21 protein-coding genes are annotated in these 26,537 nt (G+C 38.3%); 10 read left to right on the forward strand and 11 right to left on the reverse strand.

Going from position 1 to position 26,537, the window contains the following annotated elements; all coding sequences use genetic code 11:
- Positions 1-74 precede the first annotated feature (74 nt).
- The 10 genes from AB4J89_RS05080 to AB4J89_RS05125 all read right to left on the reverse strand — a co-directional run bounded on the left by AB4J89_RS05080 (position 75) and on the right by AB4J89_RS05125 (position 11,449).
- Positions 75-992: a L,D-transpeptidase family protein gene (locus tag AB4J89_RS05080; protein ID WP_088495757.1), complete on the reverse strand. Its 918-nt coding sequence runs from the start codon at positions 990-992 to the stop codon at positions 75-77.
- A gap of 116 nt (positions 993-1,108) precedes the next feature.
- Positions 1,109-1,537, reverse strand: a complete 429-nt coding sequence (gene sufE, locus AB4J89_RS05085; protein ID WP_088495758.1) for a cysteine desulfuration protein SufE — start codon at positions 1,535-1,537, stop codon at positions 1,109-1,111.
- Between the two features lie 23 nt (positions 1,538-1,560).
- Positions 1,561-2,799, reverse strand: coding sequence for a cysteine desulfurase SufS (gene sufS, locus AB4J89_RS05090; protein ID WP_193775169.1), 1,239 nt, complete (start codon positions 2,797-2,799; stop codon positions 1,561-1,563).
- A gap of 11 nt (positions 2,800-2,810) precedes the next feature.
- Entirely contained in the window at positions 2,811-4,118 is a 1,308-nt protein-coding gene (gene sufD / locus AB4J89_RS05095) for a Fe-S cluster assembly protein SufD (protein WP_088495760.1), read from the reverse strand.
- On the reverse strand, positions 4,093-4,839 hold the full coding sequence (gene sufC, locus AB4J89_RS05100) for a Fe-S cluster assembly ATPase SufC (RefSeq protein ID WP_368468339.1): 747 nt from the start codon (positions 4,837-4,839) through the stop codon (positions 4,093-4,095). The genes sufD and sufC overlap by 26 nt, the downstream gene beginning before the upstream one ends.
- A 44-nt stretch (positions 4,840-4,883) precedes the next feature.
- On the reverse strand, positions 4,884-6,386 hold the full coding sequence (gene sufB / locus AB4J89_RS05105) for a Fe-S cluster assembly protein SufB (protein ID WP_075673222.1): 1,503 nt from the start codon (positions 6,384-6,386) through the stop codon (positions 4,884-4,886).
- A gap of 17 nt (positions 6,387-6,403) precedes the next feature.
- The gene (gene sufA, locus AB4J89_RS05110; RefSeq protein WP_036913225.1) at positions 6,404-6,772 is read right to left on the reverse strand and encodes a Fe-S cluster assembly scaffold SufA; all 369 of its coding nucleotides are present in this window, start codon (positions 6,770-6,772) and stop codon (positions 6,404-6,406) included.
- Positions 6,773-7,189: 417 nt separating this feature from the next.
- The gene (locus tag AB4J89_RS05115; RefSeq protein WP_088495762.1) at positions 7,190-7,810 is read right to left on the reverse strand and encodes a hypothetical protein; all 621 of its coding nucleotides are present in this window, start codon (positions 7,808-7,810) and stop codon (positions 7,190-7,192) included.
- A 172-nt stretch (positions 7,811-7,982) separates the two neighbouring features.
- Positions 7,983-8,396: a 1,4-dihydroxy-2-naphthoyl-CoA hydrolase gene (gene menI, locus AB4J89_RS05120; protein WP_088495763.1), complete on the reverse strand. Its 414-nt coding sequence runs from the start codon at positions 8,394-8,396 to the stop codon at positions 7,983-7,985.
- Positions 8,393-11,449, reverse strand: a complete 3,057-nt coding sequence (locus AB4J89_RS05125) for an FAD-binding and (Fe-S)-binding domain-containing protein (protein ID WP_368468342.1) — start codon at positions 11,447-11,449, stop codon at positions 8,393-8,395. Before AB4J89_RS05125 ends, menI begins: the two co-directional genes overlap by 4 nt.
- 216 nt (positions 11,450-11,665) lie before the next feature.
- Between AB4J89_RS05125 and ydiK the strand changes: the two genes are divergently transcribed.
- The gene (gene ydiK, locus AB4J89_RS05130; RefSeq protein WP_088495765.1) at positions 11,666-12,778 is read left to right on the forward strand and encodes an AI-2E family transporter YdiK; all 1,113 of its coding nucleotides are present in this window, start codon (positions 11,666-11,668) and stop codon (positions 12,776-12,778) included.
- 454 nt (positions 12,779-13,232) lie between these two features.
- On the opposite strand, the gene ppsA is transcribed toward ydiK, so the two are convergent.
- The gene (gene ppsA, locus AB4J89_RS05135; RefSeq protein ID WP_088495766.1) at positions 13,233-15,605 is read right to left on the reverse strand and encodes a phosphoenolpyruvate synthase; all 2,373 of its coding nucleotides are present in this window, start codon (positions 15,603-15,605) and stop codon (positions 13,233-13,235) included.
- 218 nt (positions 15,606-15,823) lie between these two features.
- On the opposite strand from ppsA, the gene AB4J89_RS05140 reads away from it, so the two are divergent.
- The 9 genes from AB4J89_RS05140 (at position 15,824) to AB4J89_RS05180 (ending at position 26,374) form a co-directional block, all read left to right on the forward strand.
- Entirely contained in the window at positions 15,824-16,690 is an 867-nt protein-coding gene (locus AB4J89_RS05140) for a pyruvate, water dikinase regulatory protein (protein WP_088495767.1), read from the forward strand.
- A gap of 121 nt (positions 16,691-16,811) precedes the next feature.
- Positions 16,812-17,861: a 3-deoxy-7-phosphoheptulonate synthase gene (locus AB4J89_RS05145; protein WP_368468345.1), complete on the forward strand. Its 1,050-nt coding sequence runs from the start codon at positions 16,812-16,814 to the stop codon at positions 17,859-17,861.
- Between the two features lie 255 nt (positions 17,862-18,116).
- Entirely contained in the window at positions 18,117-18,299 is a 183-nt protein-coding gene (gene hemP / locus AB4J89_RS05150; protein ID WP_088495769.1) for a hemin uptake protein HemP, read from the forward strand.
- 81 nt (positions 18,300-18,380) lie between these two features.
- The gene (locus AB4J89_RS05155) at positions 18,381-20,567 is read left to right on the forward strand and encodes a TonB-dependent receptor (protein ID WP_368468347.1); all 2,187 of its coding nucleotides are present in this window, start codon (positions 18,381-18,383) and stop codon (positions 20,565-20,567) included.
- Between the two features lie 68 nt (positions 20,568-20,635).
- Positions 20,636-22,663, forward strand: coding sequence for a TonB-dependent hemoglobin/transferrin/lactoferrin family receptor (locus AB4J89_RS05160; protein WP_088495771.1), 2,028 nt, complete (start codon positions 20,636-20,638; stop codon positions 22,661-22,663).
- Between the two features lie 35 nt (positions 22,664-22,698).
- Positions 22,699-23,748, forward strand: coding sequence for a ChuX/HutX family heme-like substrate-binding protein (locus AB4J89_RS05165; RefSeq protein ID WP_311754735.1), 1,050 nt, complete (start codon positions 22,699-22,701; stop codon positions 23,746-23,748).
- Positions 23,749-23,763: 15 nt separating this feature from the next.
- A complete protein-coding gene (locus tag AB4J89_RS05170; RefSeq protein ID WP_088495773.1) occupies positions 23,764-24,579 on the forward strand; it encodes a hemin ABC transporter substrate-binding protein in 816 nt (271 codons plus the stop codon).
- The gene (locus tag AB4J89_RS05175) at positions 24,579-25,583 is read left to right on the forward strand and encodes an iron ABC transporter permease (protein ID WP_088495774.1); all 1,005 of its coding nucleotides are present in this window, start codon (positions 24,579-24,581) and stop codon (positions 25,581-25,583) included. The genes AB4J89_RS05170 and AB4J89_RS05175 overlap by 1 nt, the downstream gene beginning before the upstream one ends.
- Positions 25,580-26,374 (forward strand): heme ABC transporter ATP-binding protein, encoded by a 795-nt coding sequence (locus tag AB4J89_RS05180; protein WP_088495775.1) that lies wholly within the window; start codon positions 25,580-25,582, stop codon positions 26,372-26,374. Before AB4J89_RS05175 ends, AB4J89_RS05180 begins: the two co-directional genes overlap by 4 nt.
- The last annotated feature ends 163 nt before the right edge of the window (positions 26,375-26,537 follow it).

Genomic DNA, 26,537 nt, shown 5'->3' on the forward strand with positions numbered 1-26,537 from the left:
TTAGGTAAGCATTAATCACAAAGCCCTAACATTGTTAGGGCTTTGTTTTTTTAGCTCATTATATTTTATAAAGATTAATATGCTGTCACATCAACAGGTATACCCGAACGTCGAATCAGCTCTGCATCTGCTTTATCTTTATTAACCTTGCCACTTTCATACCAAGCATTAAATTGCTTTGTAAATGTAAGAGGCATGGTTTGCGGATCGTCATCTTCATTACGTGATAGTGGTTGATGAACTTCAATAAACTGTCTGCCGTCTGCAGTTTCAGTAAATTTAATCGGTTTATTGATAACCTGGACTCGGCTACCTTTAGGCACCACGTTGAATAAGGTCTCAATATCATTTGGGCGTAAACGAATACAACCTGAACTCACTCTTAAGCCAATACCAAAATCAGCATTAGTACCATGAATAAGGTATTCACCTCGACTATGTGCCAATCTTAAGGCATATGCCCCCATTGGGTTTTCAGGACCAGCAGGAACGACAGCTGGTAGCGTGATCCCTTTAGCCGCATAATTTTTGCGAATATTCGCCGTTGGTGTCCAAGTGGGATCTTTAATTAATTGAGAAATCGATGTCACCATCTCCGGTGTTTCTCGCCCTAATTGACCAATACCAATCGGGTAAACATCAACAGTTCCTCCCTCTTTTGGATAATAATAAAGGCGTAATTCAGCAAGGTTGATAACAATACCTTTATGTAGAGTATCAGGCAAAATCATCTGCAATGGGATTGTTAAAGTTTTACCTGCATCAGGCAAAAGAGGATCAATACCAGGATTCGCTTCCATCATATTGAGCAATCCCACTTGGTATTCGGACGCAATAGCCTCTAATGAGCGTTTATCATCGGGAACTATATATGAAAAATTTTCACCAATAATACGCTGGCCATCAGCAGGTAGTAGATATTCTGTCGCGTAAGATAAGTGACTACTCATCCCTAACAGCGATACCCCTAAGAGAGTTAACCATTTTTTCATCGTTTATCCCGTGTGTTAGAAATAAAATAAACTGACTATTATGATGATAACATTATCATTGTTATGCTTTCATATAATAAGTCAGTTTAGAACATTAATGCGGGATCAGGTAACATTTATGCTACAGCGTATTCTGAAAAACGCTTAATAAGTGTCGTAACCATCGCATGCAAACCTTGCGTACGAGAAGGTGTTAAGTGGCTTTCTAGTGCTAATGATGAAAAGTAATGTTTGATATCTGTCTCTAATGCTTGTTCGATAGTTTTACCTTGAAATAAGATAATCACTAAGGCAACGAGGCCTTTTACAATACCTGCATCACTATCGCCAGCCAACACTAACTGTTTACTCTCATTAAGAGAAACAGCGATCCAAACTTGGCTTTGGCAACCTTCAATAAAGTTAGCTGAAATACGTTGTTCATCTGTTAAAACAGGAAGACGCTCACCTAACTCCATCATATAAAGGTAACGTTGCTCCCAATCCTGACAACGAGAAAAATTGCGTAATAATTTTGCTTCATCTGGCAAATTAGCAACTGCCATGAATAACCTCTTTATTTTAATCTTTAACCTAATAGCATTTCGACACGCAATAGCGCATTAACCAGTGCATCTATATCGTTTTTATTGGTATACAACCCAAGAGATGCGCGACACATCGCAGGAACTTGATAATAATCCATAATTGGCATCGCACAATGATGCCCTGTACGAATAGCAATACCATAATTATCAAGAAATGCCCCAACATCATAAGCATGGTGTTTGCCTAAATTAAACGCTATCACTCCTTGGCGAGAATCATTGCCATACAGCGTTAATGATTTTACTTTTTGTAGCTGCTCTTGTGCGTACTTCATTATACTATTTTCATATTCCGCAATATTATTCATGCCTAAATTTGAAAGATAATCTAATGCTGCACCTAAGCCAATCATCCCCATAATATTGGGTGTCCCTGCTTCAAAACGCCAAGGCGCATCAGCGTAAGTAATATCACCATTTATATGAACATGCTTTATCATTGCACCACCGCCTTCCCACGGCGGTAATTCATCCAGTATTGCTTTCTTGCCATACAATACGCCAATACCAGTAGGTCCATAAAGCTTATGTCCACTACAAACAAAAAAATCGCAATCAAGTTGTGAAACATTAATTGTTTGATGCATTGCACTTTGAGCACCATCAACCAATATATGTAATTCACCACCTTGTTCAATAGCATATTGACGAGCATCACCAATAATTTGAGCGACTGGATTCACTGTGCCCAATACATTTGATTGATGTGTGAGACTGAGTAATTTAGTTCGTTCATCGATTAAATGGGGTAATTGAGACAAATCGAGTGTACCGTCTTGTAATAGCGGTAACACACGAACATTAAAGCCATACTGTTTTGCCAACATATACCATGGAACAATATTTGCGTGATGTTCCATTTCAGTGATGATGATATTGTCACCATCATTTAAAAATCGTTGGCTATAAACGTTCGCTATAAGGTTGATCCCTTCGGTTGTTCCTTTAACAAAAATTATCTCTTCTTCGCTATTGGCACCTAAAAAATCACAGGCTTTTTTACGGACATTTTCAACTAACGTTGTCGCATTTGCACTTAATGTATGAATGCCGCGATGAACCGCGGCATATTGTGTTAAGGCAAATTGTTTTTCATGTTCAATGACGCAAGCCGGTTTCTGAGCACTTGCGGCACTGTCGAGATAAACCAGTGGTTTTCCTTTCACTTGCTGTGAAAGAATTGGAAAATCATCTCGCGCTTTTTCAATGGAATGCGTCATAATGCCTTATTTTATACCTCTAATAAGCGCTGATTAATTCTTTCTAATACCTGCGCTTTGATCACACTATTTTCTAGCGATTCAGTTAATTCAGCCGCAAATGCATGGATGATCATTTTACGTGCGTCACTTAAGGAAATACCTCGTGAACGCAGATAAAACAGCTGCTCATCATCAATTCGTCCCACAGTAGCACCATGACTACATTTCACATCATCGGCATAGATTTCAAGTTGTGGTTTGGTATCGATTTGCGCTTTTTCACCCAACAACAGATTGTTATTAGTCATTTGACCATCTGTTTTTAATGCTTGAGGTGTCACCGTGATCATACCGTTAAATACGGCTTTCCCTGCATCCATCGCAATACTTTTATGCAGTTGACGACTCTGGCAATTTTTCTCGCCATGAACTAGCCATGTACGAGTATCCGCAATCTCTCCAGCTTTAGGTAATACAACGCTATTCATTGAAAGCTCTGTATTTTCACCCTTTAGTGCAGAACTCGTGTGATGACGACTAAGTTTAGCGCCTAATAAGAAAGCGTAACTGTTGACACGAGCATCGCGGCCTATCGTCAGATCGTTATGGGCAAAATGCTGACTTACTCCATTTTCAAAACTTAATTTGATATGGTTAAAAGAGGCATTATCGCCAATCGTTGCGGTTAATCTTGCACCTGTAAAATGACGGTTTTCACTATCACTGCTGATATAGTGTTCTACCACTTGCATCTGAGTATTCGCACCGACATCAAGGTGAAAACGATAATTTGCACTATTTACCTCTGTGCTTTGATCACCTTGAGTAATATTGAGGATATAGAGTGGCTTATCCGCAATAACACCGTTTTTCAGGGTAATAAGCAATGGATGTGGCGCTAAACTTTCAACTAAATGCAGGAAGATTTCACCATTTACCGCTTTAGGTAATTCACTTTGATTATCAAGTAAAGTAACTTGATAAGGACCAAAATCTTTACTACTTTCTATCGGTGAAAATGTGCCATTCACCATAACAATACGGTAGCAATCAAAAGATAATGCATGTTTAGCCATTAAACTTTGTACATCAAAAGGTGGCAACTGTTGATAGCACTGGCTTAGTGTTTCTTCTAATGGCGTATAATGCCAATCTTCATGGCGGTAAGTAGGGAAACCTACTTTCTCAACTTGCAACCAATGATTGCGAGCGTTGAGATTATCGTCACCTTTACGTTGATGATATAACGCTGAAAACATTTTTAATGCTTGTTGATTACGCAGTTCAACTTGGCGCTGTTTTTCACGCTTTTCATTGAGGGTCAATAAGCCAGCCATAACCTTGTTCCTCCAATTTTTGCGCCAATGAAAAATCACCTGATTTAATGATTTTCCCCTGATAAAGCACATGCACAAAATCAGGTTTAATATAATCAAGAATACGTTGGTAGTGTGTTACAACGATGAAGGCACGTTTACCATCACGTAAACTATTAACACCATTAGAAACGATTTTTAATGCGTCGATATCAAGACCCGAGTCTGTTTCATCTAAAATACATAATTCAGGCTCTAACGCAGCCATTTGCAAAATATCGTTACGTTTTTTCTCACCACCAGAAAATCCCACGTTGACAGAGCGTGTTAACAAATCTTGTGGCATATCCAGTAATTTGATTTTATCTTCAATAAAATCTTCAAAATCAAAGCGATCTAACGGCTCTTGACCACGATATTCTCTCACTGCATTTACAGAAGATTGTAAGAAAAACTGATTGCTGACACCGGGTATTTCAACAGGATATTGAAATGCCATAAAGATGCCTTCACCTGCGCGATCTTCCGGTTCTAATTCCAATAAATCTTTATTTTTAAAGGTAATCGAACCTTCATCAACTTCATATTCATCACGACCAGCAAGCGTTGCAGATAGCGTACTTTTACCTGAGCCATTTGGTCCCATAATTGCGTGAACTTCACCTGCACGAACCTGCAAATCTAATCCTTTGAGGATCTCGTTGCCTTCAACACTGACATGTAAATTTCTAATATCTAACATAATATATGCCTTCGGTATCTTTATACTCAGAATTTGGTTAATAGTTAACCGACGCTATGCTCTAAGCTGATTGCTAATAATTTTTGTGCTTCCACAGCAAATTCCAGCGGTAATTCTGAGAACACATCTTTACAAAATCCGTTTACAATCATTGAGATTGCATCATCTTCACTTAATCCACGCTGGCGACAATAGAACAACTGATCTTCACCAATACGTGACGTTGTCGCTTCGTGCTCAAGCTGTGCTGAGTTGTTCATTACCTCAACATAAGGGAAAGTATGCGCACCGCACTGTGTACCAATTAACATGGAGTCACACTGGGTAAAGTTACGAGCATTTTGTGCTCCAGGAAGTACTTTTACGAGCCCACGGTAACTGTTTTGACTTTTACCCGCAGAAATACCTTTAGAGATAATGGTTGATTTGGTATTTTTGCCGATATGGATCATCTTAGTCCCCGTATCTGCTTGTTGGTTGCCATTCGTTAAAGCAACCGAGAAAAATTCAGCGGTAGAATTATCCCCTTTTAAAATCACACTTGGGTATTTCCATGTGATTGCAGATCCTGTCTCTGATTGCGTCCATGACATTTTTGCGTTTTCGCCTTCACAAATAGCGCGCTTAGTCACAAAGTTAAGGATACCGCCTTCACTGTCGCCACCAGAGAACCAGTTTTGCACAGTAGAATATTTTACTTCAGCATCTTTATGGATAATGACTTCAACCACAGCAGCATGAAGCTGATAGCTATCACGAACAGGTGCTGAACAACCTTCGATATAACTAACATAACTGCCTTCATCAGCAACCAGAATTGTTCGTTCGAATTGACCAGTTTGAGCCGCATTAATACGGAAATAAGTCGATAACTCCATTGGGCAACGAACCCCTTTGGGAATATAGACAAAGGTACCATCAGATGCGACCGCAGCATTCAGCGCAGCAAAGTAATTATCATGGCTTGAGACAACGGTGCCTAAATATTGGCGCACTAAATCAGGGTATTCTTGAATAGCCTCGCTAAATGAACAAAAAATAATGCCATGTTCAGCAAGCTCTTCACGATATGTTGTTGAAACAGAAACAGAGTCAAAAATAGCATCAACAGCAACGGCTTGCCCTTCTCTTACAGGCACTCCAAGTTGGTTAAAGGCATCTTCAACTTCTTTGGTTAAATAATCCTGCGCAGCTTGTTTATCGCTCGTAACAGCTTCATTTGTGCCACCAGCACAACTACCGTTAGCACAACATGAACTACAAGATGGTGCTGAGTAATAGCTATAATCTTGATAATTAAGCGATGGATAATCTGCTTTTAGCCAATGTGGCTCTTCCATTTCTAACCAATGGCGATAAGCATCTAAACGAAATTCCAGCATCCACTCTGGTTCGTTTCTTTTTGCCGATATTGCACGTACAACCGCTTCATTTAATCCTTTTTCTAAGGTGTCGGTTGAGATATCGGTATAAAAACCTTCTTTATAGTGGTGATCGCTTAGCCATCCCTGAACTTCATCACCAATTTCAACATTGCTCTGAGACATAATCTGACTTCACTATGTTATACCCCGAAGCTCTCACCACATCCGCAGACGTTTTGAGCTTTAGGATTATTAAATTTAAACATTTGATTAAGTCCTTCACGAACATAATCAACAACCAACCCATCGATAAATGGCATTGCTTTTAATGAAACAAAGAGTTTTGCACCATTATGTTCATAAACAAGATCATCATCATTTGGGGCAGTAGCGAGTTCAATAACATAACCATACCCTGTACAACCGGAGGGTTTGATACTTAAGGAAAGCCCTTGTTTTTCAGGGTTTTTCTCAACCAAATGGCAGATATGCTTCGCCGCATTATCTGTTAATACAATGCCTTGCCAAGCTGTGTCATTAAGAGAAAAAGTTTCAACGTTGTTTGTCATTTCTGACCTCATTTCGAAAGGAGATTGATATCTTTCCTGACACTAATGGTAATGATAACCCTTATCACTTCAACCATGTCTTTTGAAAGGATATTCCGTAAATGTGTATTTTTTGTTCTTTTTTTGCACTCATTTTGTTAACAATACATGTTAACGCAATGTAATATAACACTTTTATATTTTTTCATTCTAAAAAATAAAACTTTTAATTTTTCTTATATTTCGCACAATACGCACATAAGTTGCAAAATAAATACACTTTATATGTTATCACTGAAATTTAGAGAAAAAAGCATAAAAATGTGCTTTTACATCTCACTTATTGAGCCTATTCACATTCATTTTTATGCTTTTGATGAGGAATAAGATAGCACCACTTATATGATGGCCTCTTATTGGTTTGTGTGCTCTTTGATGTTATTTATTAATAGTGATGGTTTGAATATATTTGTTTGTACATTCAAGAATTTGGCTGTTTTTTTGTTTGTCCGATTGGCTATTGAAGTTGCTGATCAATTGCAATTGCCATACTCGATTCGTTTTAAGATCAGCCGCTAAAATACCTTCATAACTCACGTTCTCTTTTGCATATTTCCCTTCAAAAAAGACATGTCGACTTTCCACATTTGGAATAGTTAATGGTTTTATCGATGTAGATATTTCATTCATGCCATCTATGATGGCGATATTATCTACAATACCTTGCGCCCCTGCATCTACATCGTAACTCATTGCATCGATCATTTTAAAATAAACCAGACGAACTTCTGTTAAATCACAAATAGGTTCTGATTTATAAACCATCATTTCCGTTGTGACATCCTGAATATTATCTGGTAATGATTTAAAATAATTTTCAGTATCTTCTCTGCTCATGGAAAACGAAGTGGGATAAGCCATATTAAAACCAGAAACAGTTTGTACCGGAATATGACTTATATCATTACTCGTTTCAGTGGTAGAATTATTATCGCACCCACTGATTAATAAACCTGCAATTAATAATACTGTGGTGTTAAATTTAGAAATAGTAAACATTATTGATCGTCTTATCTTTTATTATGAAGATAATGATTATCATTAAAAATAAAATCTAAATAAAGAAGTAATTCTATTTTCTCTCTCTATTTTTATTTTTTTGACATTATCTATAAACACAAAAAACGCACAAAGCGAGTATTTCACTCTGTGCGTTTGTCTTTTTTATTCTTTAAGAAATAACAGATGTCGTTAATCTAGAAATACACACTTGACGATCTTCATCATCAAAGATTTCTATTGACCAGACTTGGTGTGAACGTCCTAAATGAATCGGTTTGCATACACCTCTTACCTTGCCTTCTCTCGCTGAACGAATATGATTCGCATTGATTTCTAGCCCGACAATTTTTTGTTCACCTTCAGTACAAAGATAACCCGCAACAGAGCCCAATGTTTCAGCTAAAACAACAGAAGCACCACCATGTAAAAGCCCTAAAGGTTGCTTAGTTCGGTGATCAACAGGCATTGTTCCTTCAAGATAATCATCACCAATACATGTTAACTCAATGCCCAAATGGCTCATCATATTGTTTTGTCCAATATGATTAAGATACTCAATTGTCGTTTCACGTTTCCATATCATGGCATAATCTCCAAAAGTGCCTGTAGTGGGTGTTTTAGCTCAATATTATCAATACGTTTCACTTGACTACGACAAGAGTAACCGGTGCTTAAACAACGCATTGTTGGTAATGTTTTTAATGCATTACCCCATGAGAGTTGATAAATACCCAACGAGTTTTCATAATTATTTAGCTCATGTCCATAAGTACCTGCCATTCCACAACATCCAGTGCTCACAAATTCGAGTTGCTGCCCATAACGTTGGAAAATAGACTGCCACTGTTTCATACTTTGTGGTAGCGCCGTCACTTCTGTACAGTGCCCAAAAAGATACCATTTTTCAGCATCATCGCGAACTGCTATTGGCTCAGATACTAATTTACTTAGCCATTCATGAACAAGTTGAACATTAAAATCCCCACGCTTATCACCCAGTATTTCACGATATTCATCGCGATAACAAAGCACTAATGCAGGATCAACTCCCACCATTGGAATATCTAATTTTGCAACACGATTAAGCATGGTTGACGTTTTTTGTGCCGTTTTACTAAATTGCTGTAAAAAACCTTTAATATGCTGCGCTTTCCCATTAGGCGAAAATGGCAGCAAAACAGGTTTAAATCCAATTTTTTCAATTAGTTTGATAAAATCGGCAACCACTTTTGCATCGTAATAGCTGGTAAACGGATCTTGCACCACCAGTACATGATGACTTCGTTGCTTTTCAGATAAACGCTCTAAGTCTTCTAGCGTCATATCTAACGCTTTGTGCCCAGCCAATTGCTGTTTTAATGTAGGTGATGACAATAAAGGTAAATCAACCATTCCTATCGTGTGTTTACTTAATGATTGCACCAACGGTTGCTTCATAAAAAAGTTAAAGAACCCGGGGGCTTTCGCCATAATCGGCGTTGTTAATTCAACATTCGCGACAATATGATCTTTTAACGGGCGCAAATAACGCTGGTGATAAAGTTCAGTAAACTTAGAACGAAACGATGGCACATCAATTTTAATCGGGCATTGCGTTGAACAGGCTTTACAAGCCAAGCAACCATTCATAGCCGCTTTCACTTCATGAGAAAAGTCATATTCGCCACGTTTGGCTTTCCATGTATTACGTGTTTTCTCAATTAAACCTCTTAAACTAGGTTTATTATTTTCAAGGCTAGATTCAAGTTGTTTTGGGCTAACGCCTTGCTCTGTTAATAAGCGTAACCACTCTCTTACAAGTGCGGCTCGTCCTTTAGGTGAATGAATGCGTTGTCCGCTGATTTTCATTGAAGGACACATTGGACTTTTGGCATCAAAGTTAAAGCAAAGCCCATTACCATTACAATCCAGTGCACCTTTGAAATCTTGACGCACAGACAAAGGGATTGTGCGATCAAAAGTGCCTCGCTTGATGGTGTCAACTTGCTTCATGGGTTCATCGACCTCTAATGGAGGACATATCTTCCCAGGATTCAGTCTATTTCGAGGATCGAACACCGTTTTGATTTGACGCAGTTCATGATAAAGCGTTTCACCGAAAAATTCGGGGCTGTATTGCGCTCTAAAGCCTTTTCCATGTTCACCCCAGAGTAACCCACCATATTTGGCTGTTAACGTGACAATGTCGTCTGAGATAGATTTCATCAATAATTCTTGTTGTGGATCACACATATCAAGAGCAGGTCTTACGTGCAACACACCGGCATCAACATGTCCAAACATGCCATAATTGAGCTGATGACTATCAAGTAATGCTCTAAATTCGGTAATATAATCAGCAAGATGTTCTGGTGGCACACAGGTATCTTCTACAAAAGGAATTGGCTTTGCTTGTCCTTTGGCGTTACCTAATAAACCAACCGCTTTTTTACGCATGGCATAAATACGGTTAATGTCCGCCAAATCTTCACAGACTTGATAACCGATAACACCGCCCTGACCTTCTTTCATTAATGAATCTAAGCGCTGGCATAATGATGCAACTTGTGAAGCAATAAGATTTTCATCATCACCCGCAAATTCAACAATATTAAGTCCTTGCATATCTTTATCGGGTATATCTGTGATCAGCTCTTTCACGGAGTGCCACACGATATCTTCACGGGCGAGATTTAATACTTTTGAATCAACCGTTTCAACAGAAAGTGCATTCGCTTTAACTAAAAAAGGCGCATTGCGTAATGCTGAGTCAAACGAATCGTATTTTACATTGACTAAACTGCGCTGTTTGGGAATTGGCGTGATATCCAGTGTCGCTTCAGTAATAAAAGCGAGTGTTCCTTCAGAGCCAGTTAAAATTCTCGTTAAATCAAATCGTTTCATATCATCACTAAAGACATGACGCAAATCATACCCTGTTAAAAAGCGATTTAACTTAGGGAATTTTTCAAGAATAAGCTTTCGTTGTTCTTTGCAACGAGATAAAACGGTACGATAAACTTTACCCATTGCTGAACTTTCTTGGGCAATATTTTCGGCTAGTGCCGTATCCATAGCTCGTGTTTCAAGTAGTTCACCACCTAGCAAAACTGCTCTAACACCAAGAACGTGATCAGAGGTTTTACCATAAACCATTGAACCTTGCCCTGAGGCATCAGTGTTAATCATTCCACCTAATGTAGCGCGATTACTGGTAGATAGCTCTGGTGCGAAAAAAAAGCCATAAGGTTTTAAAAAGAGGTTTAACTCATCTTTTATTACCCCTGCTTCCACTTTTACCCAACGCTCCTGCGGATTTATCTCGATAATACGCTTCATATAGCGAGATAAATCAACCACAATACCATCCGTTAATGCTTGGCCATTGGTGCCTGTACCGCCCCCTCTAGGAGTCAGAGAGAGTGAATGAAATCGAGGTTCATCAACTAAGCGAGCAATAATAGTTACATCAGCTGTTGAGCGAGGAAAAACAACAGCCTGTGGCAATAACTGGTAAATACTATTATCTGTTGCCATAGTGAGTCTGTCAGCGTAACTGCTGGAGATATCACCGGTGAAACCGTTTTTTAGAAGAGTATCAAGAAATTCTGTTGTGAGTTCACTGACTTGCGGTGCTTGCGATATACGTGGGATCATTTGTTATAGCTCTTTAATCTAATAGTCCACATTGCTTAATTTTAGATGTTGAAATGTATGCTAAGAGGTACTTTGCCTCATTTTGTACTTTCAGACCGATACCTGTTCACCTTATCATACAATTCTGGCAAATTGCGTAGTGATATAAACAACGTGATATTTGCAATGTTTATTCATCTGCTTCTAGCATTTTTATTCGTGTAGGGATTTAAAACCATGGAAAAACCGCAGATCCATACAGATATACCCAAAGTTTTATTCACAGTTCTTTTTATTTCTTTTTTTATTATCGCCAGTTTTTGGATACTAAATCCCTTTATTGTGGGTTTCATTTGGGCTGGAATGATTGTTGTTGCAACGTGGCCTTTACTTCTTATTATTGAAAAACGGGTAAAATATCGTTGGCTATCAACTATGATAATGATGATTTTGATATTACTGATCTTCGTTATCCCTATTATCTTATTAATTAGTAGTGTTATTGATAATAGTGCGCCTTTAATAGAATTAGCAAAATCACCTTCGAGTATTCAGCCACCTCAACTATTATGGCTTAACGATATCCCAATGATAGGGAGCAAGCTTTATGATACATGGCATTCTATCCTTGTCTCTGGCGGTAACGCGTTAATCTCAAAAATCCAACCTTATGTCGGACAAGCTGCAAACTGGTTTTTTGCTCAAGCATTAAATATTGGTCGATTTGCCTTACATTTGGGTGTGATGTTGTTATTTTCTGGCTTACTGTTTTTACAAGGCGAAAATGTCGTATCTTGGTTACGCCATTTTGCCATTCGTTTAGCTGGTCAGCGTGGTGATGCTGCAATCTTACTTGCATCCATGTCTATTCGCGCTGTCGCATTAGGCGTGGTTTTAACCGCCTTAATTCAAGCGATTGTTGGTGGTATCGGTCTCGCAGTGTCTGGCGTACCTTATGCTACTGTATTAACCGTTATTATGTTTATTTGCTGCCTTGCTCAAATAGGTCCTTTATTAGTATTGATCCCTTCCATTTTATGGCTATTTTGGACAGGTGATACCACTTGGGGCATTGTTATGGTGATTTGGGGTGGCGCGGTTGCGACAATGGATGGTGTATTACGACCTTATTTAATCAAGATGGGCGCTGATTTGCCTATGGTATTAATTCTTACTGGTGTTATTGGTGGGATTTTAACATTAGGTATGATTGGGTTATTTATTGGTCCTGTTGTTCTTGCTGTTGCACATAGCTTATTAAATGCATGGATTAATGAAGTACCAAAACCTAATCCTGATTTAACTGAAACAGTAGAATTTATGAATAAAAACTTTATCGAAAAAGAATAAATAATAATGGAGCATGTAAGTGTAGCTACTTACATGCTCTAAAAATAACAGAGCAAAGTTTAATAAAGATTATCAATTTAGGAATAAACCATTATATTTTTATATTAAAACTTACAATTTGAAACAAATTACATTTTTTTAAACCTGTTTGTTACCAGCAAGTTATATTCACTTTCAAATAAGCCTATATTCTTTTTATTGAGATAATTCTTAGAGCATAATTAACGCATTTCTCTTAATATAAATATCAACGAAACAAATGTTTCATCGAATTAATAATTTCGCCTTTCATATTAATAGATTAATTGGCGAGATTAAAGAATATAAAATATTGCTGTGTGTAGTCTTTGCCTGTCAGCCCATGATAGGCTTTTTTTTTGCCTATTATTTAATAATTGTATAAAAAAAGCTCACATTATATTGTGAGCTTTTATTTATAGCGATGATATTAATTCTATTGTGCTAATTTTACCCAAGTTTTAATTACAGTATCTGGGTTTAAAGATAAACTATCAATTCCCTCTTCCATTAGCCATTGTGCGAAATCTTCATGATCAGAAGGTCCCTGACCACAAATACCCACATATTTTCCATTACGTTTAGCGGCTTGGATAGCCATTGATAACAATGCTTTCACTGCATCATTGCGTTCATCAAACAGTGCAGAAACCACACCTGAATCTCGGTCAAGACCTAATGTTAATTGGGTCATATCGTTAGAGCCGATAGAGAAACCATCAAAGTGTTCTAAGAATTTATCAGCTAATAAGGCATTTGATGGAATTTCACACATCATAATGACTTTTAAGCCATTCTCACCACGTTTCAAACCATTTGCCGCTAATTCGTCAATAACTTCTTCAGCTTGGCGTACAGTACGAACAAATGGGATCATAACTTCAACGTTTTCTAAACCCATATCATTACGAACACGTTTTACCGCCTCACACTCAAGCGAGAAACAGCGACGGAAATCGTCAGAAACATAACGACCCGCACCACGGAATCCTAACATTGGGTTTTCTTCATCTGGCTCATAACGATCGCCACCCACTAAGTTGGCGTATTCATTAGATTTAAAGTCAGATAAGCGGACAATAACGCGTTTAGGCCAGAATGCCGCTGCTAATGTTGCAATCCCTTCCGTTAACTTACTAATGTAATACTCAACTGGAGATTCATAGCCTGCCATCATTTCATTGATTTCAGCTTTCAGTGCTTCAGTTTGGTCGTCATACTCTAGTAATGCTCGAGGATGCACACCAATCATGCGGTTAATAATAAATTCCAAACGTGCAAGACCGACACCATCATTTGGTAAGCCTGCAAAATCGAATGCACGATCAGGATTGCCGACGTTCATCATGATTTTGAGCCCTAATTCAGGCATATTATCGATTGCGGAGCTCTGAATAGAGAAATCCAGTTTTCCATCGTAAACAAATCCTGTATCACCTTCAGCACAAGAAACAGTTACAACTTGTCCTTCAGCAATACATTCTGTTGCATCACCACAACCTACAACAGCTGGAATACCTAATTCACGAGCAATAATAGCTGCGTGACAAGTTCTACCACCACGATTAGTTACAATCGCAGAAGCTTTCTTCATGATAGGTTCCCAATCTGGGTCTGTCATGTCAGTAACCAGCACATCACCCGCTTCAATTCTATCCATTTCACTTAAGTTATGGATAACTTTGACGGCACCCGTACCAATACGATGACCAATAGCACGGCCTTCAATAATAACAGAGCCACTTTCATTTAATTGATAGCGCTCCATAACTTGTTGGTTAGAACGAACTGTTTCTGGGCGAGCCTGAACGATGTATAAACGACCATTATGTCCATCTTTAGCCCATTCGATATCCATTGGACGACCATAGTGGCGTTCAATCAATACAGCTTGTTTAGCCAGCTCTTGAACTTCATGATCAGTCAAAGAGAAACGATTGCGCAGTGACTCTGGCGTATCTTCGATACGGACTTGTTTACCATGTTCAACACTGTCTGCGTAAACCATTTGGATCTTTTTAGATCCAAGATTACGACGCACAATAGAAGGTAGACCTTTTGCTAAAGTTGGCTTGTGTACATAAAACTCATCTGGGTTAACAGCACCCTGTACAACCATTTCACCTAAACCATAAGCTGATGTAATAAAGACAACTTGATCAAAGCCAGATTCAGTATCGATGGTAAACATCACACCTGAAGAAGCAAGATCAGAACGTACCATACGTTGAACACCCGCAGATAATGCAACACCACGGTGATCATAACCTTGGTGAACACGATAAGAGATTGCGCGATCGTTAAATAACGAGGCAAATACGTGTTTGATTGCAACGAGTATGGCATCAATACCTTGAACGTTTAAAAACGTCTCTTGTTGACCGGCAAAAGAAGCATCAGGCATATCTTCTGCAGTCGCAGATGAACGAACGGCAAATGAAGCTTCAGATTCACCTTCACTTAATGTGAGATAAGCATCGCGAATATCTTTTTCAAACTGAGGCGTAAAAGGTGTATCAATTACCCACTGGCGAATTTGATTACCTGCTTGAGCCAGTTGATTAACATCATCAACATCAACGCTATCAAGTAATTCATAAATACGCTGATTGATACCGCTCTGTTCCAGAAAATCATTAAACGCTTGCGCTGTGGTAGCAAACCCATTAGGAACAGAAACACCCAGTTCCGCTAGGTTTGTGATCATTTCACCGAGGGAAGCATTTTTCCCACCAACACGATCAACGTCATTCATACCTAATTGGTTATACCAAAGCACATTGCACGGGGTGAGGCTATTGCTGGACATTGAGAACAATCCTTTTTTAAACAATTATGAGAGAGAGAAAAAAAGAAAAACCCGCTGTCAAAACGACAACGTAAATAAGCGTATCACAATGTGATGCTGAATATAGAAAGGTGAATCGATCAACCAGAAAACTTTATTTTTTTATCCTTTATAATCACTAAAAATGCTTTAGATAATATTGTTTGATTTGCTAATTCAGCTAAAAAAAGGTGAGCGTTATGATATTAAGCTTGAATTCTATTAATTGTGATAATAATGAACCCATTGATAGAACAGTCTTTTTTATCTCTGATGGTACAGCGATTACAGCAGAAGTATTAGGCCATGCGGTACTTTCTCAATTTCCATTAAAAATGAAAAGTTATACATTACCTTTTGTTTCTACTGTGGAAAGAGCTGAAGAAATAAAACAGAAAATCTCCGAAATTTATAAAAAGAGTGGTGCTAAGCCTCTTGTCTTTTATTCTATTATCAGCCCTGAAGTTAAACAGATAATAAATAGCAGTGAAGGTTTTTGTCAGGATATTGTGCAATCCCTCGTAATACCACTTGAAAAAGAAGTGGGCATTCAAGCATCGCCAAAATTAAACAAAACTCATGGATTAACCGAAAAAAACCTTAGTAAATACGATGCTCGTATTGCTGCAATCGAATACACCCTTTCCCATGATGATGGCATATCATTACGAAATCTCGACCAAGCTCAAGTGATCTTAATTGGTGTTTCTCGTTGTGGAAAAACGCCCACCAGCCTCTATTTGGCAATGCAATTTGGTATTCAAGCCGCCAACTATCCTTTTACTGCGGATGATATGGATTTCTTAAAACTTCCCGCTGAATTAAAAGAGTATCAACATAAATTATTTGGCTTAACCATTGCGCCAGAACGTCTTGCTGCTATTCGAGGTGAACGTCGCGAAAATAGCCGTTATGCCTCGATTCGCCAATGCAGAATTGAATTAGCTGAAGTGGAAGCCCTTTTTAGAAAAAACAATATTCCTTATCTCAACACCACGAATTATTCTGTTGAAGAAATTTCAACCAAGGTAATTGATTCTATGGGTTTAGCGAGAAGAATGTTTTAACTCTTTCTGGTGACTTTTTTATTCGTTTTTCTCTGTGAACGCTGTTGAAATTAGCTGAATTTCGTTTATTGTGATCTTAATCACTGGGTAGATTTACCCTGTATATTTATTGAGATGAATTATGTTAAAGACAGACGAACTACGGACTAAGGTGCTAGACAGTCTGGTAACACCAGAAACCTTAGCAAAAGAGTTCCCCATTTCTGATGAGATAATCCAAAATATCACATCAGCACGTAAACGAATTGAAGCGATCCTTACTGGCGAAGACAAACGACTATTAGTGATTGTAGGGCCTTGCTCTATTCATGATCCTAAAGCCGCCAAAGAGTACGCGACTAAGCTTAATCAGCTAAAAGAACGTTATCATGAGCGCTTAGAAATTGTCATGAGAACCTACTTTGAAAAGCCACGTACAGTCATTGGCTGGAAAGGCTTAATCTCTGATCCTTTCCTTGATAACTCATGCAATGTCAACGAAGGTATTCGCCTTGCGAGAAAGCTACTAATTGAAATAAATGCGTTAGGTTTGCCCACTGCAACTGAATTTCTCGATATGGTCACAGGCCAATATATTGCTGATTTAATTAGTTGGGGGGCTATTGGTGCAAGAACAACTGAAAGCCAAGTTCATCGTGAAATGGCTTCAGCACTCTCTTGCCCTGTGGGTTTTAAAAATGGCACTGATGGTAATACTCGTATTGCCATTGATGCTATTCGCGCTTCTCGTGTAGGTCATACTTTCTTATCACCTGATAAAAATGGCCGTATGACGATTTACCAAACCAGTGGTAATCCTTATGGTCATATTATTATGCGTGGAGGTAAAAAGCCGAATTATCACGCAAGCGATATCGCTGATGCGGTTGATGCACTAAAGCAAGTGGATTTACCAGAGTATCTTATTATCGATTTTAGTCATGGCAACTGTGAAAAAATTCATCGTCGCCAATTAGAAGTAGCCAGAAATGTTGGTCAGCAAATTAAAGATGGCTCACAAGCGATTGTAGGTGTGATGGCTGAGAGCTTTTTACAAGAAGGCTCACAAAAAGTCGTACAAAATAAACCGCTTAATTATGGACAATCGATCACTGATCCTTGTTTAAGTTGGAATGATACAGAACAACTTCTTGAATTATTAGCACAAGCCATTGAGAGTCGATTTCAATAAGCTTATTTATTAAGGGGTAATTTTTACCCCTTTTATTCTTTCTTCTACTTTCATCTAAACTCCCCCCTATTGGCGTTATATTTTGAGAAAAATATAAGTCTCTTTTATTCCATTGTTTTAATTTTCATCGTATAGCGTTTAGTTATTCACAATATGACTTAAATTTATCTGTTTACGTTAAAAAAAGCTTGTCTAAACACTTTTGTTAACGATAATGATTATCATAATGATAACGCTTATTACTCTTAGTGTATTATGAATAAAAAAGCTAATAATTTGGATAGTTCTTTAACTAAACAGAATTCTCATTCTTCAATAATTCAATCAATCAATAGCATTGAGTTATTGGGTAAAGATGGCGTGGTTTACATTCAACATAACGGAGAGTTGTATCAACTGCGCCAAACAAAGGCGGGAAAATTAATCCTGACTAAATAATCATTTTTGACAATAACTTGCAAGCCACCTACCTCCTCAGCTAGGCAGCCAGCTAAATAACTCCATATACAAGGATTTTTTATGGACATTTATGGTATGTGTATGCTGAAAAAACATTTCAAATATTCAGGTATAGCAACAGCTCTTTGTTTGCTGTACACCCCTATTGCCTCTGCACAATCAGACAATACAGAGATGGACTCTCTTACAGTTGTCGGTCATTCCATTGATAAAACAAATCACGATTTTCATTCCATTCTTGATAGTTCGACACCTCAAGCACAAACCGCATCAACTACTGGTGAAATGCTAAATAAAGTGGCTGGTGCAACCCTATCAGGAACAGGTGTTACGAATGGCGCAAACATCCTTATGCGTGGCTACGACCAAAAAGGCGTTAAGATCTTAGTCGATGGTATCGAGCAACCTTTAGAAAATACTATCAACAACTTAGGTGGTATTTTTCTTGATCCTTCATTAGTGAAACGCATTGATATAAAACATGGTTCATCCCCTGTATTACACGGTAATGGGGCAATGGGCGGTGTTGTTTCGTTTCAAACGCTTGATCCTCGCAGCTTATTGAAAATAGATGAAAAACTCAGTGCTAAATTATTTACCTCGCTTTCATCCGCAGATAAGCACTTCACTTATGGGGGGATTATTGCAGGGCGACACGATATTGCCGAAGGTTTATTTGCTTACAGTCAGCGCCAACGCGGCCCTATTCGCTTAGCGAATGGTGATAAACTCGAAAACCACGAACATATTAACAACTTTTTTGCTAAAGCTTATCTTTACCCAACTGAAAACCAAACTTTCATTTTTTCAGCACGACATTATGAGAATAAAGGCACTCAGCGAGAAGTTTTACATCGCATGGGCGGATTTGGTAAGAATGAAAGTAACCAAGTTGAACGCAAATCTGAACAGAAAAATTATTCTGTCACTTATCATTACGAGCCTGAAACACAAAGTTGGGTTAATTTAACCAGTCACTTGTATTATTCACAATTCAATATTAATCAAATATTCTTAACCGATACTTCCCTTTCTGATTATCAACGTAGAAAAAACCAACAAGGGAAAATAGGTAGAAATGAAGATCGGACACAATTAACTTATGGGCTAAAATTTGAGAATAGCTCTCAATTTTCCTATTCAGATAAATTAAATCAAAAAATCATTTTAGGTTCAGAAGCTTATCAACAAAAAATGGTTTCTAATCAAGCGGCAAAAAACTTTCCTCTCGCAAAAATGGTTTATGTTGCTGGTTGGATAGAAAGCCAGCTATCAACACCACATTTACCTTTAGCATTAACAACAGGTTTACGTTATCACTATTATAAAAATAAACCTCAAAGTGAGCTAAATTCGCTTTTAGAGGATTTTAAACAGCATAAACCCGATTTTCATCAAACAAGTGAAAGCGATATTAGTAAAAATATTGCACTAACCTTTACACCAACACAATGGTTACAGCTCTATACCTCATATTCAACCAATATGAGAGTACCAACGCTAAATGAAATGTTTAACGACTCTCTTCATTTTGAAATACCCGCTATTTTTGGTCGTACTGCAAAAGGATTTTGGATACCTAATCCTAATCTTAGCCCTGAAAAAAATCGTACTTGGGAATATGGTGGAAAACTGACTTTTTCACATCTATTAGCATCTGATGATGAATTTTCTCTGAATGCAGCTTATTTTGATACGAAAGCGATAGACTATATTACGTATGATATTTGGGATGCTCGTGTATTAACGAAAAAACTTCATCTGCAAGCCATTAATATTCCTCAAGCACTTATCGAGGGTGTTGATCTCGGCTTACGCTATTCACATCCATTAATTTCTATTGGGTTCGGTTATAACCGCACTCAAACCCTTGAATTAACTACGAATGAAACTATTTCGCCTGTTCGCCCTGAAGTATTCACAACCTTCATTCAACTTCCTATTGCTAAAACTCCTCTCTCCTTAGGATGGTCAGGAAAATTTGCCAGTGCAACAGAAAATAAAGGCACGCATAAAGGAAGAGCACCTCACGTAAAAGGTAAAACAACAAATCGAATGCAAGAGCTTATTGCTCAATATCCGGGCTATAGCATTCACGATTTCTCAATCAGTTATCAATCTCAAAAAAATAAAGATATTCAAGCTGCATTGGTACTCACTAATGCCTTTAATCGAGAATATTTCTCGGCATTAGGTGTGCCACAAGAAGGTAGAAATATCAAAATGTCCGTCAGTTATCGCTGGTAGATGAGGAGCAATGATTTACATAACAAAGGGCTGTTTAACAGCCCATTAAATAACGGAGATCCATCTGCATGTCTCAGTCATCTTTATTGATTAAATTTAGTTTGCTAGCGGTTGCTGTCTCTTCTGCTTGTGTGTCTGCACAAGAGAAAACACAAACTAATGAGGGAAGAAAATCAGAGGTACTTACTGTTTATGCGACAGGTAATGAACGCGATAGCTTTACATTACCCATGATGTCAACGGTTATAAAAAATAACAATGCGTTGTCAGAAACCGCAGGAAGTGCTTCTGAATTACTTCGTCATGTACCCGGAATTTCTATTTCGGGTGCAGGTCGTACTAATGGTGAAACCATCAGTATGCGTGGATACAGTAAAAATGGAATACTGACACTTGTAGATGGCGTGCGCCAAGGAACAGATACCGGTCATATCGACAGTATTTTTGTCGATCCTTTACTTATAAAACAAGTTGAAGTTATCCGTGGGCCTTCAGCTCTTTTATATGGTAGTGGAGCTCTTGGCGGTGTTATCGCTTACGATACTGTTGATGCGAGCGATCTACTTTCAAAAAACGAACAAGGTGGCGTACGTGTTACTGGCCTTGGTAATACCGCTCAACATAGCCAAGGTTTAGGTGTTACTGCTTTTGGTAGACACGATAACCTTGATGGACTTGTTGCATTATCAGCTCGCGACAAAGGCGATACCCGCTATGGTGGCGGATATCGTGCTCAAAATGACGAAACCATTATTAATCTTCTTTCTAAAGGCCGCTGGTTAATTGATGATAGCAACACGTTAAGTGGACAATTCCGCTATTATCATAACAATACAAATCAACCCAAAAATCCCCAAGTTCCCTCAAATCCTACACTTGCAAATGTAGAAACGGATCGCACCACAACACAAAAAGATGTTCAGTTAACCTATCAATTTGATCCTTCAGATTCACAATGGATTAATTTGAAAACACAGGCTTATTACAGTGAAGTTGATATCAATGCCAAAACGATACAAAAAGGATTTGAAGGTCGAGAACAAAAAACCTATGGCGTAAAACTCGAAAACCGCTCACAAGTAGGAACATACAGCTTTGCATCACATGGGTTAACTTATGGTGGCGAGGTTTATAAACAAAAACAGTCACCAAGCCAAAATGCTGAAAGCTTCCCACAAGCTGATATCCGCTTTATGTCAGGTTGGGTACAAGATGAAGTCACTTTACGTGATTTACCTGTCTCCTTAATTTTAGGAACGCGTTTTGACAAATATAAAAGCCAAAACGATCGTTATGATGATATTACTGCGGATAAATGGTCATCAAAAGGAGCAATCAGTATCACACCAACTGATTGGTCAATGCTTTATACCTCTTACTCACAAGCGTTTAGAGCACCAACTTTAGGTGAGATGTATAACGATGCAAAACATTTTGATGCACCTTTCCCCGGCGCGCCAACAAACTATTGGCGCCCAAATCCTAATTTAAAGCCCGAAACCAATTCAACAACTGAATACGGATTCGGTTTTCAATTCGACGACTTATTATCTAATAATGATAATCTGAAAATTAAAGCTGCCCATTTCAATACTCGCGCAAAAGATTATATTGATGCAGATGTCGCTATTTTTCAGGGATATACACAATCAACAAATATTTCAAGAGCAACTATTTGGGGATGGGATGTATCTATGAGTTACCAATCAAAATTCTTTAATTGGGATTTAGCCTACAACCATACCAAAGGAAAAGATAATGCGACTAATGCCTCAATTACCTCAATTGAGCCAGATACATTAACCAGCCGCTTTGATGTTCCTGTACCAAGTACTGATTTTTCTGTGGGTTGGGTTGGTCAATTCACCAAAAAAACGGACTTCACCAACCATGACCGTTTTAATCGCCCAACTAATCGCCAACAAGCGGGTTATGGCGTTAACGATTTTTACCTTCGTTATGAAGGTGATGCCTCACTTAAGGGGCTAACAACCTCATTTGTACTGAGTAACGCATTTGATAAAACTTATTATTCTTCTGCAGGTATTCCTCAAGAAGGCCGAAATGCAAAAGTACTTGTGAGCTATCAATGGTAATTAACAATAAAATCAACGATATAATAGGAGTTTCTGTGAATAAACCTCTTTATGAGAGCTACCTGCAAGCTAAAGCGGACAAAAAAGCGCCATATGCGCGTGATCTCGCTTCTTACTTAAATGTCAGTGAAGCTGAACTCACTCATGCTCGTGTAGGACATGATGCAAAACGCCTACGCAATGATGTACAAGAATTATTAAAAGCATTAAGTAAAGTAGGTGAAGTCAAAGCAATTACTCGTAATGATATTGCTGTTCATGAACATCTTGGTGAATACACAAATGCCCGTTTTAGCGATCACGCTGGTTTAATTTTAAATCCACGAGCAATGGATTTACGTTTTTTCTTTGCTTATTGGTCAAGCATTTTTGCACTTACCGAAGAAACATCAAAAGGGACGCGTTATAGCATTCAATTCTTTGATATGCATGGTGATGCATTACATAAAGTCTATGCAACAGATAACACGAATATGGATGAATGGGATGCACTTATTCAATCATTCTTATTGGAAGAAAACCCAATTCTCGATATCACACCTGTTGAACCCTACTCAAGCACGCCTGTTAGTAATGAATTAGCGGAACAACTTGAACAACAATGGCGTTCAATGACTGATGTTCACCAATTCTTCAAATTACTAAAAGAAAATAACTTAAGTCGTCAACAAGCATTCAAAGCGGTTCCTGACGATCTTGCTTATCAAGTCGATAATAACGCACTGAAAACCTTGTTAGAACTCGCAAAAGAAGCACAAAACGAGATCATGATATTTGTCGGTAGCCGTGGCTGTGTACAAATTTTCACAGGCCAAATTGACCGCCTAGTTCCTCATCAATTTGAAAATAGCGAGCAAGTTTGGATCAACGTTTTCAATCCTGCTTTTACACTTCATTTAATTGAAAGTGAAATTGCAGAAAGTTGGGTAACACGCAAACCAACTCAAGATGGGTTTGTTACTAGCCTTGAGATCTTTGATAGCAAGGGGCAGCAAATTGCTCAACTCTATGGACAACGTACTGAAGGTACTGCCGAGCAACTACAATGGCGTGAACAAGTGAATACTCTCACTAAAATCGCCTAATCGGAGAATGATTTAATGAAAAAATGGCTTCTTTTGATCCTGTGTAGCGTAATGTCTTTCATCACTTCAGCCAATGAACGCATCGTTACTATTGGTGGTGATATTACAGAAATTGTTTTCGCATTAGGTGCAGGCGAGCAGATTATTGCAAGAGACAGTACCAGCTTAGTTCCTGAACAAGTGAAAACACTTCCTGATGTAGGTTATATGCGCATGCTAAATCCTGAAGGGATCTTATCTGTCAAACCAACATTGATCATTACCAGCGAATTAGCTCGCCCTTCTTTGGCATTACGCCGTATTAAAGAAGCCGGAGTCGCTGTGAAAACAATTACAGGTACACATTCATTAGAAGCCATTAATGAAAAAATAGACACCATTGCGACTGTGTTAAATAAAGAACAAGAAGGCAATCAACTAAAAGAGAAACTCGCTCTCTCTATCAAGCAAATTTCAACCTCTCCTATCGATAAGAAAGTCATTTATATCATGAGTCATGGTGGTGTTATTCCAATGGCAGCTGGTCAAGATACTGCCGCAGATACCATTATTTCACTGGTTGGTGGTAAAAATGCCATGCAAGGATTTACAAGCTATCGCCCACTTTCTCAAGAAGGTGTTATTGCAAGCCAACCTGATATTTTGCTTGTAACCAAAGAAGGTATTAAAGGCATTGGTGGAATTGAAAAGCTATGGGAATTACCCGGTATAAAATACACACCTGCGGGTAAAAATAAGCATTATGTTGTTGTTGATGATATGGGTTTATTAGGCTTTACCCTTTCAACACCAGAAGTCATGCATCAAATTCGTCAAGCGTTGGAGCAATAATGTCTCGTTTTCGTTCACCGTGGGTGAGTATTCTAGTCTTACTCTTTTTGCTCACTACTGTTACATTAATTTCTGTGAATAGCGGTGCATTGGCCCTTTCGTTTCATACATTATGGAATAGCTCTTTTGATGATATGGAATGGCAAATTTGGCTAGATATCCGTTTACCTCGCGTATTATTAGCCATTCTTGTTGGAGGCGCTTTAGCAATATCCGGCGCAATAATGCAGGGGTTATTTAGAAATTCATTAGCTGATCCCGGTTTACTGGGTATTAGTAGCGGTGCAGCACTAATGGTTGCTATCGTTATTATTCTACCGTTCTCTTTTTCGCCAGCCTTTGCATTCTACAGCCACATTGTCGCCGCCTTTGTTGGTGGTTTAATTGTGGCTATGATTATTTTCTCATTACATCAATTGAGTGATGGCAATTTAGCGCGGTTATTGCTTGCTGGTATCGCTATCAATGCACTTTGTATGTCCTTTATTGGTGTATTAAGTTACATCAGCACTGACCAACAATTACGTCAATTTTCTCTTTGGATGATGGGTTCATTAAGCCAGATTGACTGGAAAACCTTATCTATTGCTACCCTTGTGATCATTCCCGTCAGTATTTTGGCATGTTGGCAAAGCCATAAATTAAATCTATTACAACTTGGTGATGAAGAAGCGCATTACTTAGGACTAAATGTAAGAAGAACTAAGTTTATTTTGTTACTTCTTAGCGCCATCTTAATTGGTTGTGCTGTTGCACTGAGTGGTGTTATTGGATTTATTGGGCTTGTCGTTCCACACCTTATTCGTATGCGTATTGGTAGTAATCATGTATGGCTATTACCTGCCACCATTTTAGGTGGTGCAACACTGTTACTCGCTGCTGACACATTATCACGAACGCTGGTATCTCCAGCTGAAATCCCTGTGGGGCTCATTACTGGATTAATTGGTGGCCCTTATTTCCTTTGGCTGATCTTACGACAACCCGCAGGAAGAATGTCATGATTGAAAAACAAAATACGCCATTGCTCTATGGAAATAATTTAACATACCAAATTGGCAACAAAACCATTATTGATGATGTGTCACTTTCACTTAATGCAGGGGAATTGGTTACCATTATTGGTCCTAATGGTGCAGGAAAATCATCACTATTGCGCTTATTAACAGGCTATACAACACCAACGCAAGGTCAGTGTTATTTTAAACAAAAATCCTATTCACAATGGAATAGCCAACAATTAGCACAAAACCGCGCCGTTATGCGACAAAACAGTCAGCTTTCATTTTCATTTTCAGTAGAAGAAGTGGTTGCTATGGGAAGAACTCCCCATGGACAGCAACATAAGAAAATTGCGATTGAGACTGCACTGCTTCAAACGGACTGTTTAAAATTTAAGGATAGAGACTATCGCCAATTATCGGGCGGTGAGCAACAGCGAGTACAGCTTGCTAGAGTTCTAGCGCAATTATGGCACCCTATGCCACAAGAAGCTGTCTTATTCCTTGATGAGCCAACCTCCGCACTTGATCTTTACCACCAGCAACATAGCTTACGTTTATTAAAGCAATTAGCAAAAACACAAAATCTTATGGTGTGTTGTGTTTTGCATGATCTTAATTTGGCGTCTCTTTATGCTGATAGAATTTTATTACTGCATCAAGGAAAGTTAGTTTGTGAAGGTACGCCACACAATGTACTAACAACGGAGAATATTCAAAAATGGTATGGCGCGGATGTGAGTGTTAATTCTCATCCAGAACATTTATATCCTCAAGTCTTTCTACGTCCTTAAAAAATGTGAACCACGGTTATTTTTACTAAATCACCTCTTAGCTTTATTTTTAAGGGGTGAATTAGTAAATTTATTCTCAATAAACTGATCAATTGAAAATAAAATAATGAAGATAACCCCACACCAATTGATTAATAAATCTTATTTTATTTTTTCAACACTT

Origin of the sequence: Proteus sp. STS61-E (genome assembly GCF_040932335.1) — a bacterium.
Classification (GTDB): domain Bacteria; phylum Pseudomonadota; class Gammaproteobacteria; order Enterobacterales; family Enterobacteriaceae; genus Proteus; species Proteus mirabilis_B.

Bases quoted from the DNA above. Each gene is read 5' to 3' on its own strand.
- ydiK (WP_088495765.1), top strand. From the start codon at position 11,666: ATGGAAAAACCGCAGATCCATACAGATATACCCAAAGTTTTATTCACA.
- AB4J89_RS05115 (WP_088495762.1), bottom strand. From the start codon at position 7,810: ATGTTTACTATTTCTAAATTTAACACCACAGTATTATTAATTGCAGGT.
- ppsA (WP_088495766.1), bottom strand. From the start codon at position 15,605: ATGTCCAGCAATAGCCTCACCCCGTGCAATGTGCTTTGGTATAACCAA.
- AB4J89_RS05080 (WP_088495757.1), bottom strand. From the start codon at position 992: ATGAAAAAATGGTTAACTCTCTTAGGGGTATCGCTGTTAGGGATGAGT.
- sufB (WP_075673222.1), bottom strand. From the start codon at position 6,386: ATGTCTCAGAGCAATGTTGAAATTGGTGATGAAGTTCAGGGATGGCTA.
- AB4J89_RS05145 (WP_368468345.1), top strand. From the start codon at position 16,812: ATGTTAAAGACAGACGAACTACGGACTAAGGTGCTAGACAGTCTGGTA.
- AB4J89_RS05180 (WP_088495775.1), top strand. From the start codon at position 25,580: ATGATTGAAAAACAAAATACGCCATTGCTCTATGGAAATAATTTAACA.
- sufC (WP_368468339.1), bottom strand. From the start codon at position 4,839: ATGTTAGATATTAGAAATTTACATGTCAGTGTTGAAGGCAACGAGATC.
- sufS (WP_193775169.1), bottom strand. From the start codon at position 2,799: ATGACGCATTCCATTGAAAAAGCGCGAGATGATTTTCCAATTCTTTCA.
- hemP (WP_088495769.1), top strand. From the start codon at position 18,117: ATGAATAAAAAAGCTAATAATTTGGATAGTTCTTTAACTAAACAGAAT.
- AB4J89_RS05125 (WP_368468342.1), bottom strand. From the start codon at position 11,449: ATGATCCCACGTATATCGCAAGCACCGCAAGTCAGTGAACTCACAACA.
- AB4J89_RS05170 (WP_088495773.1), top strand. From the start codon at position 23,764: ATGAAAAAATGGCTTCTTTTGATCCTGTGTAGCGTAATGTCTTTCATC.
- sufA (WP_036913225.1), bottom strand. From the start codon at position 6,772: ATGACAAACAACGTTGAAACTTTTTCTCTTAATGACACAGCTTGGCAA.
- AB4J89_RS05155 (WP_368468347.1), top strand. From the start codon at position 18,381: ATGGACATTTATGGTATGTGTATGCTGAAAAAACATTTCAAATATTCA.
- AB4J89_RS05140 (WP_088495767.1), top strand. From the start codon at position 15,824: ATGATATTAAGCTTGAATTCTATTAATTGTGATAATAATGAACCCATT.
- AB4J89_RS05160 (WP_088495771.1), top strand. From the start codon at position 20,636: ATGTCTCAGTCATCTTTATTGATTAAATTTAGTTTGCTAGCGGTTGCT.
- AB4J89_RS05175 (WP_088495774.1), top strand. From the start codon at position 24,579: ATGTCTCGTTTTCGTTCACCGTGGGTGAGTATTCTAGTCTTACTCTTT.
- sufD (WP_088495760.1), bottom strand. From the start codon at position 4,118: ATGGCTGGCTTATTGACCCTCAATGAAAAGCGTGAAAAACAGCGCCAA.
- menI (WP_088495763.1), bottom strand. From the start codon at position 8,396: ATGATATGGAAACGTGAAACGACAATTGAGTATCTTAATCATATTGGA.
- sufE (WP_088495758.1), bottom strand. From the start codon at position 1,537: ATGGCAGTTGCTAATTTGCCAGATGAAGCAAAATTATTACGCAATTTT.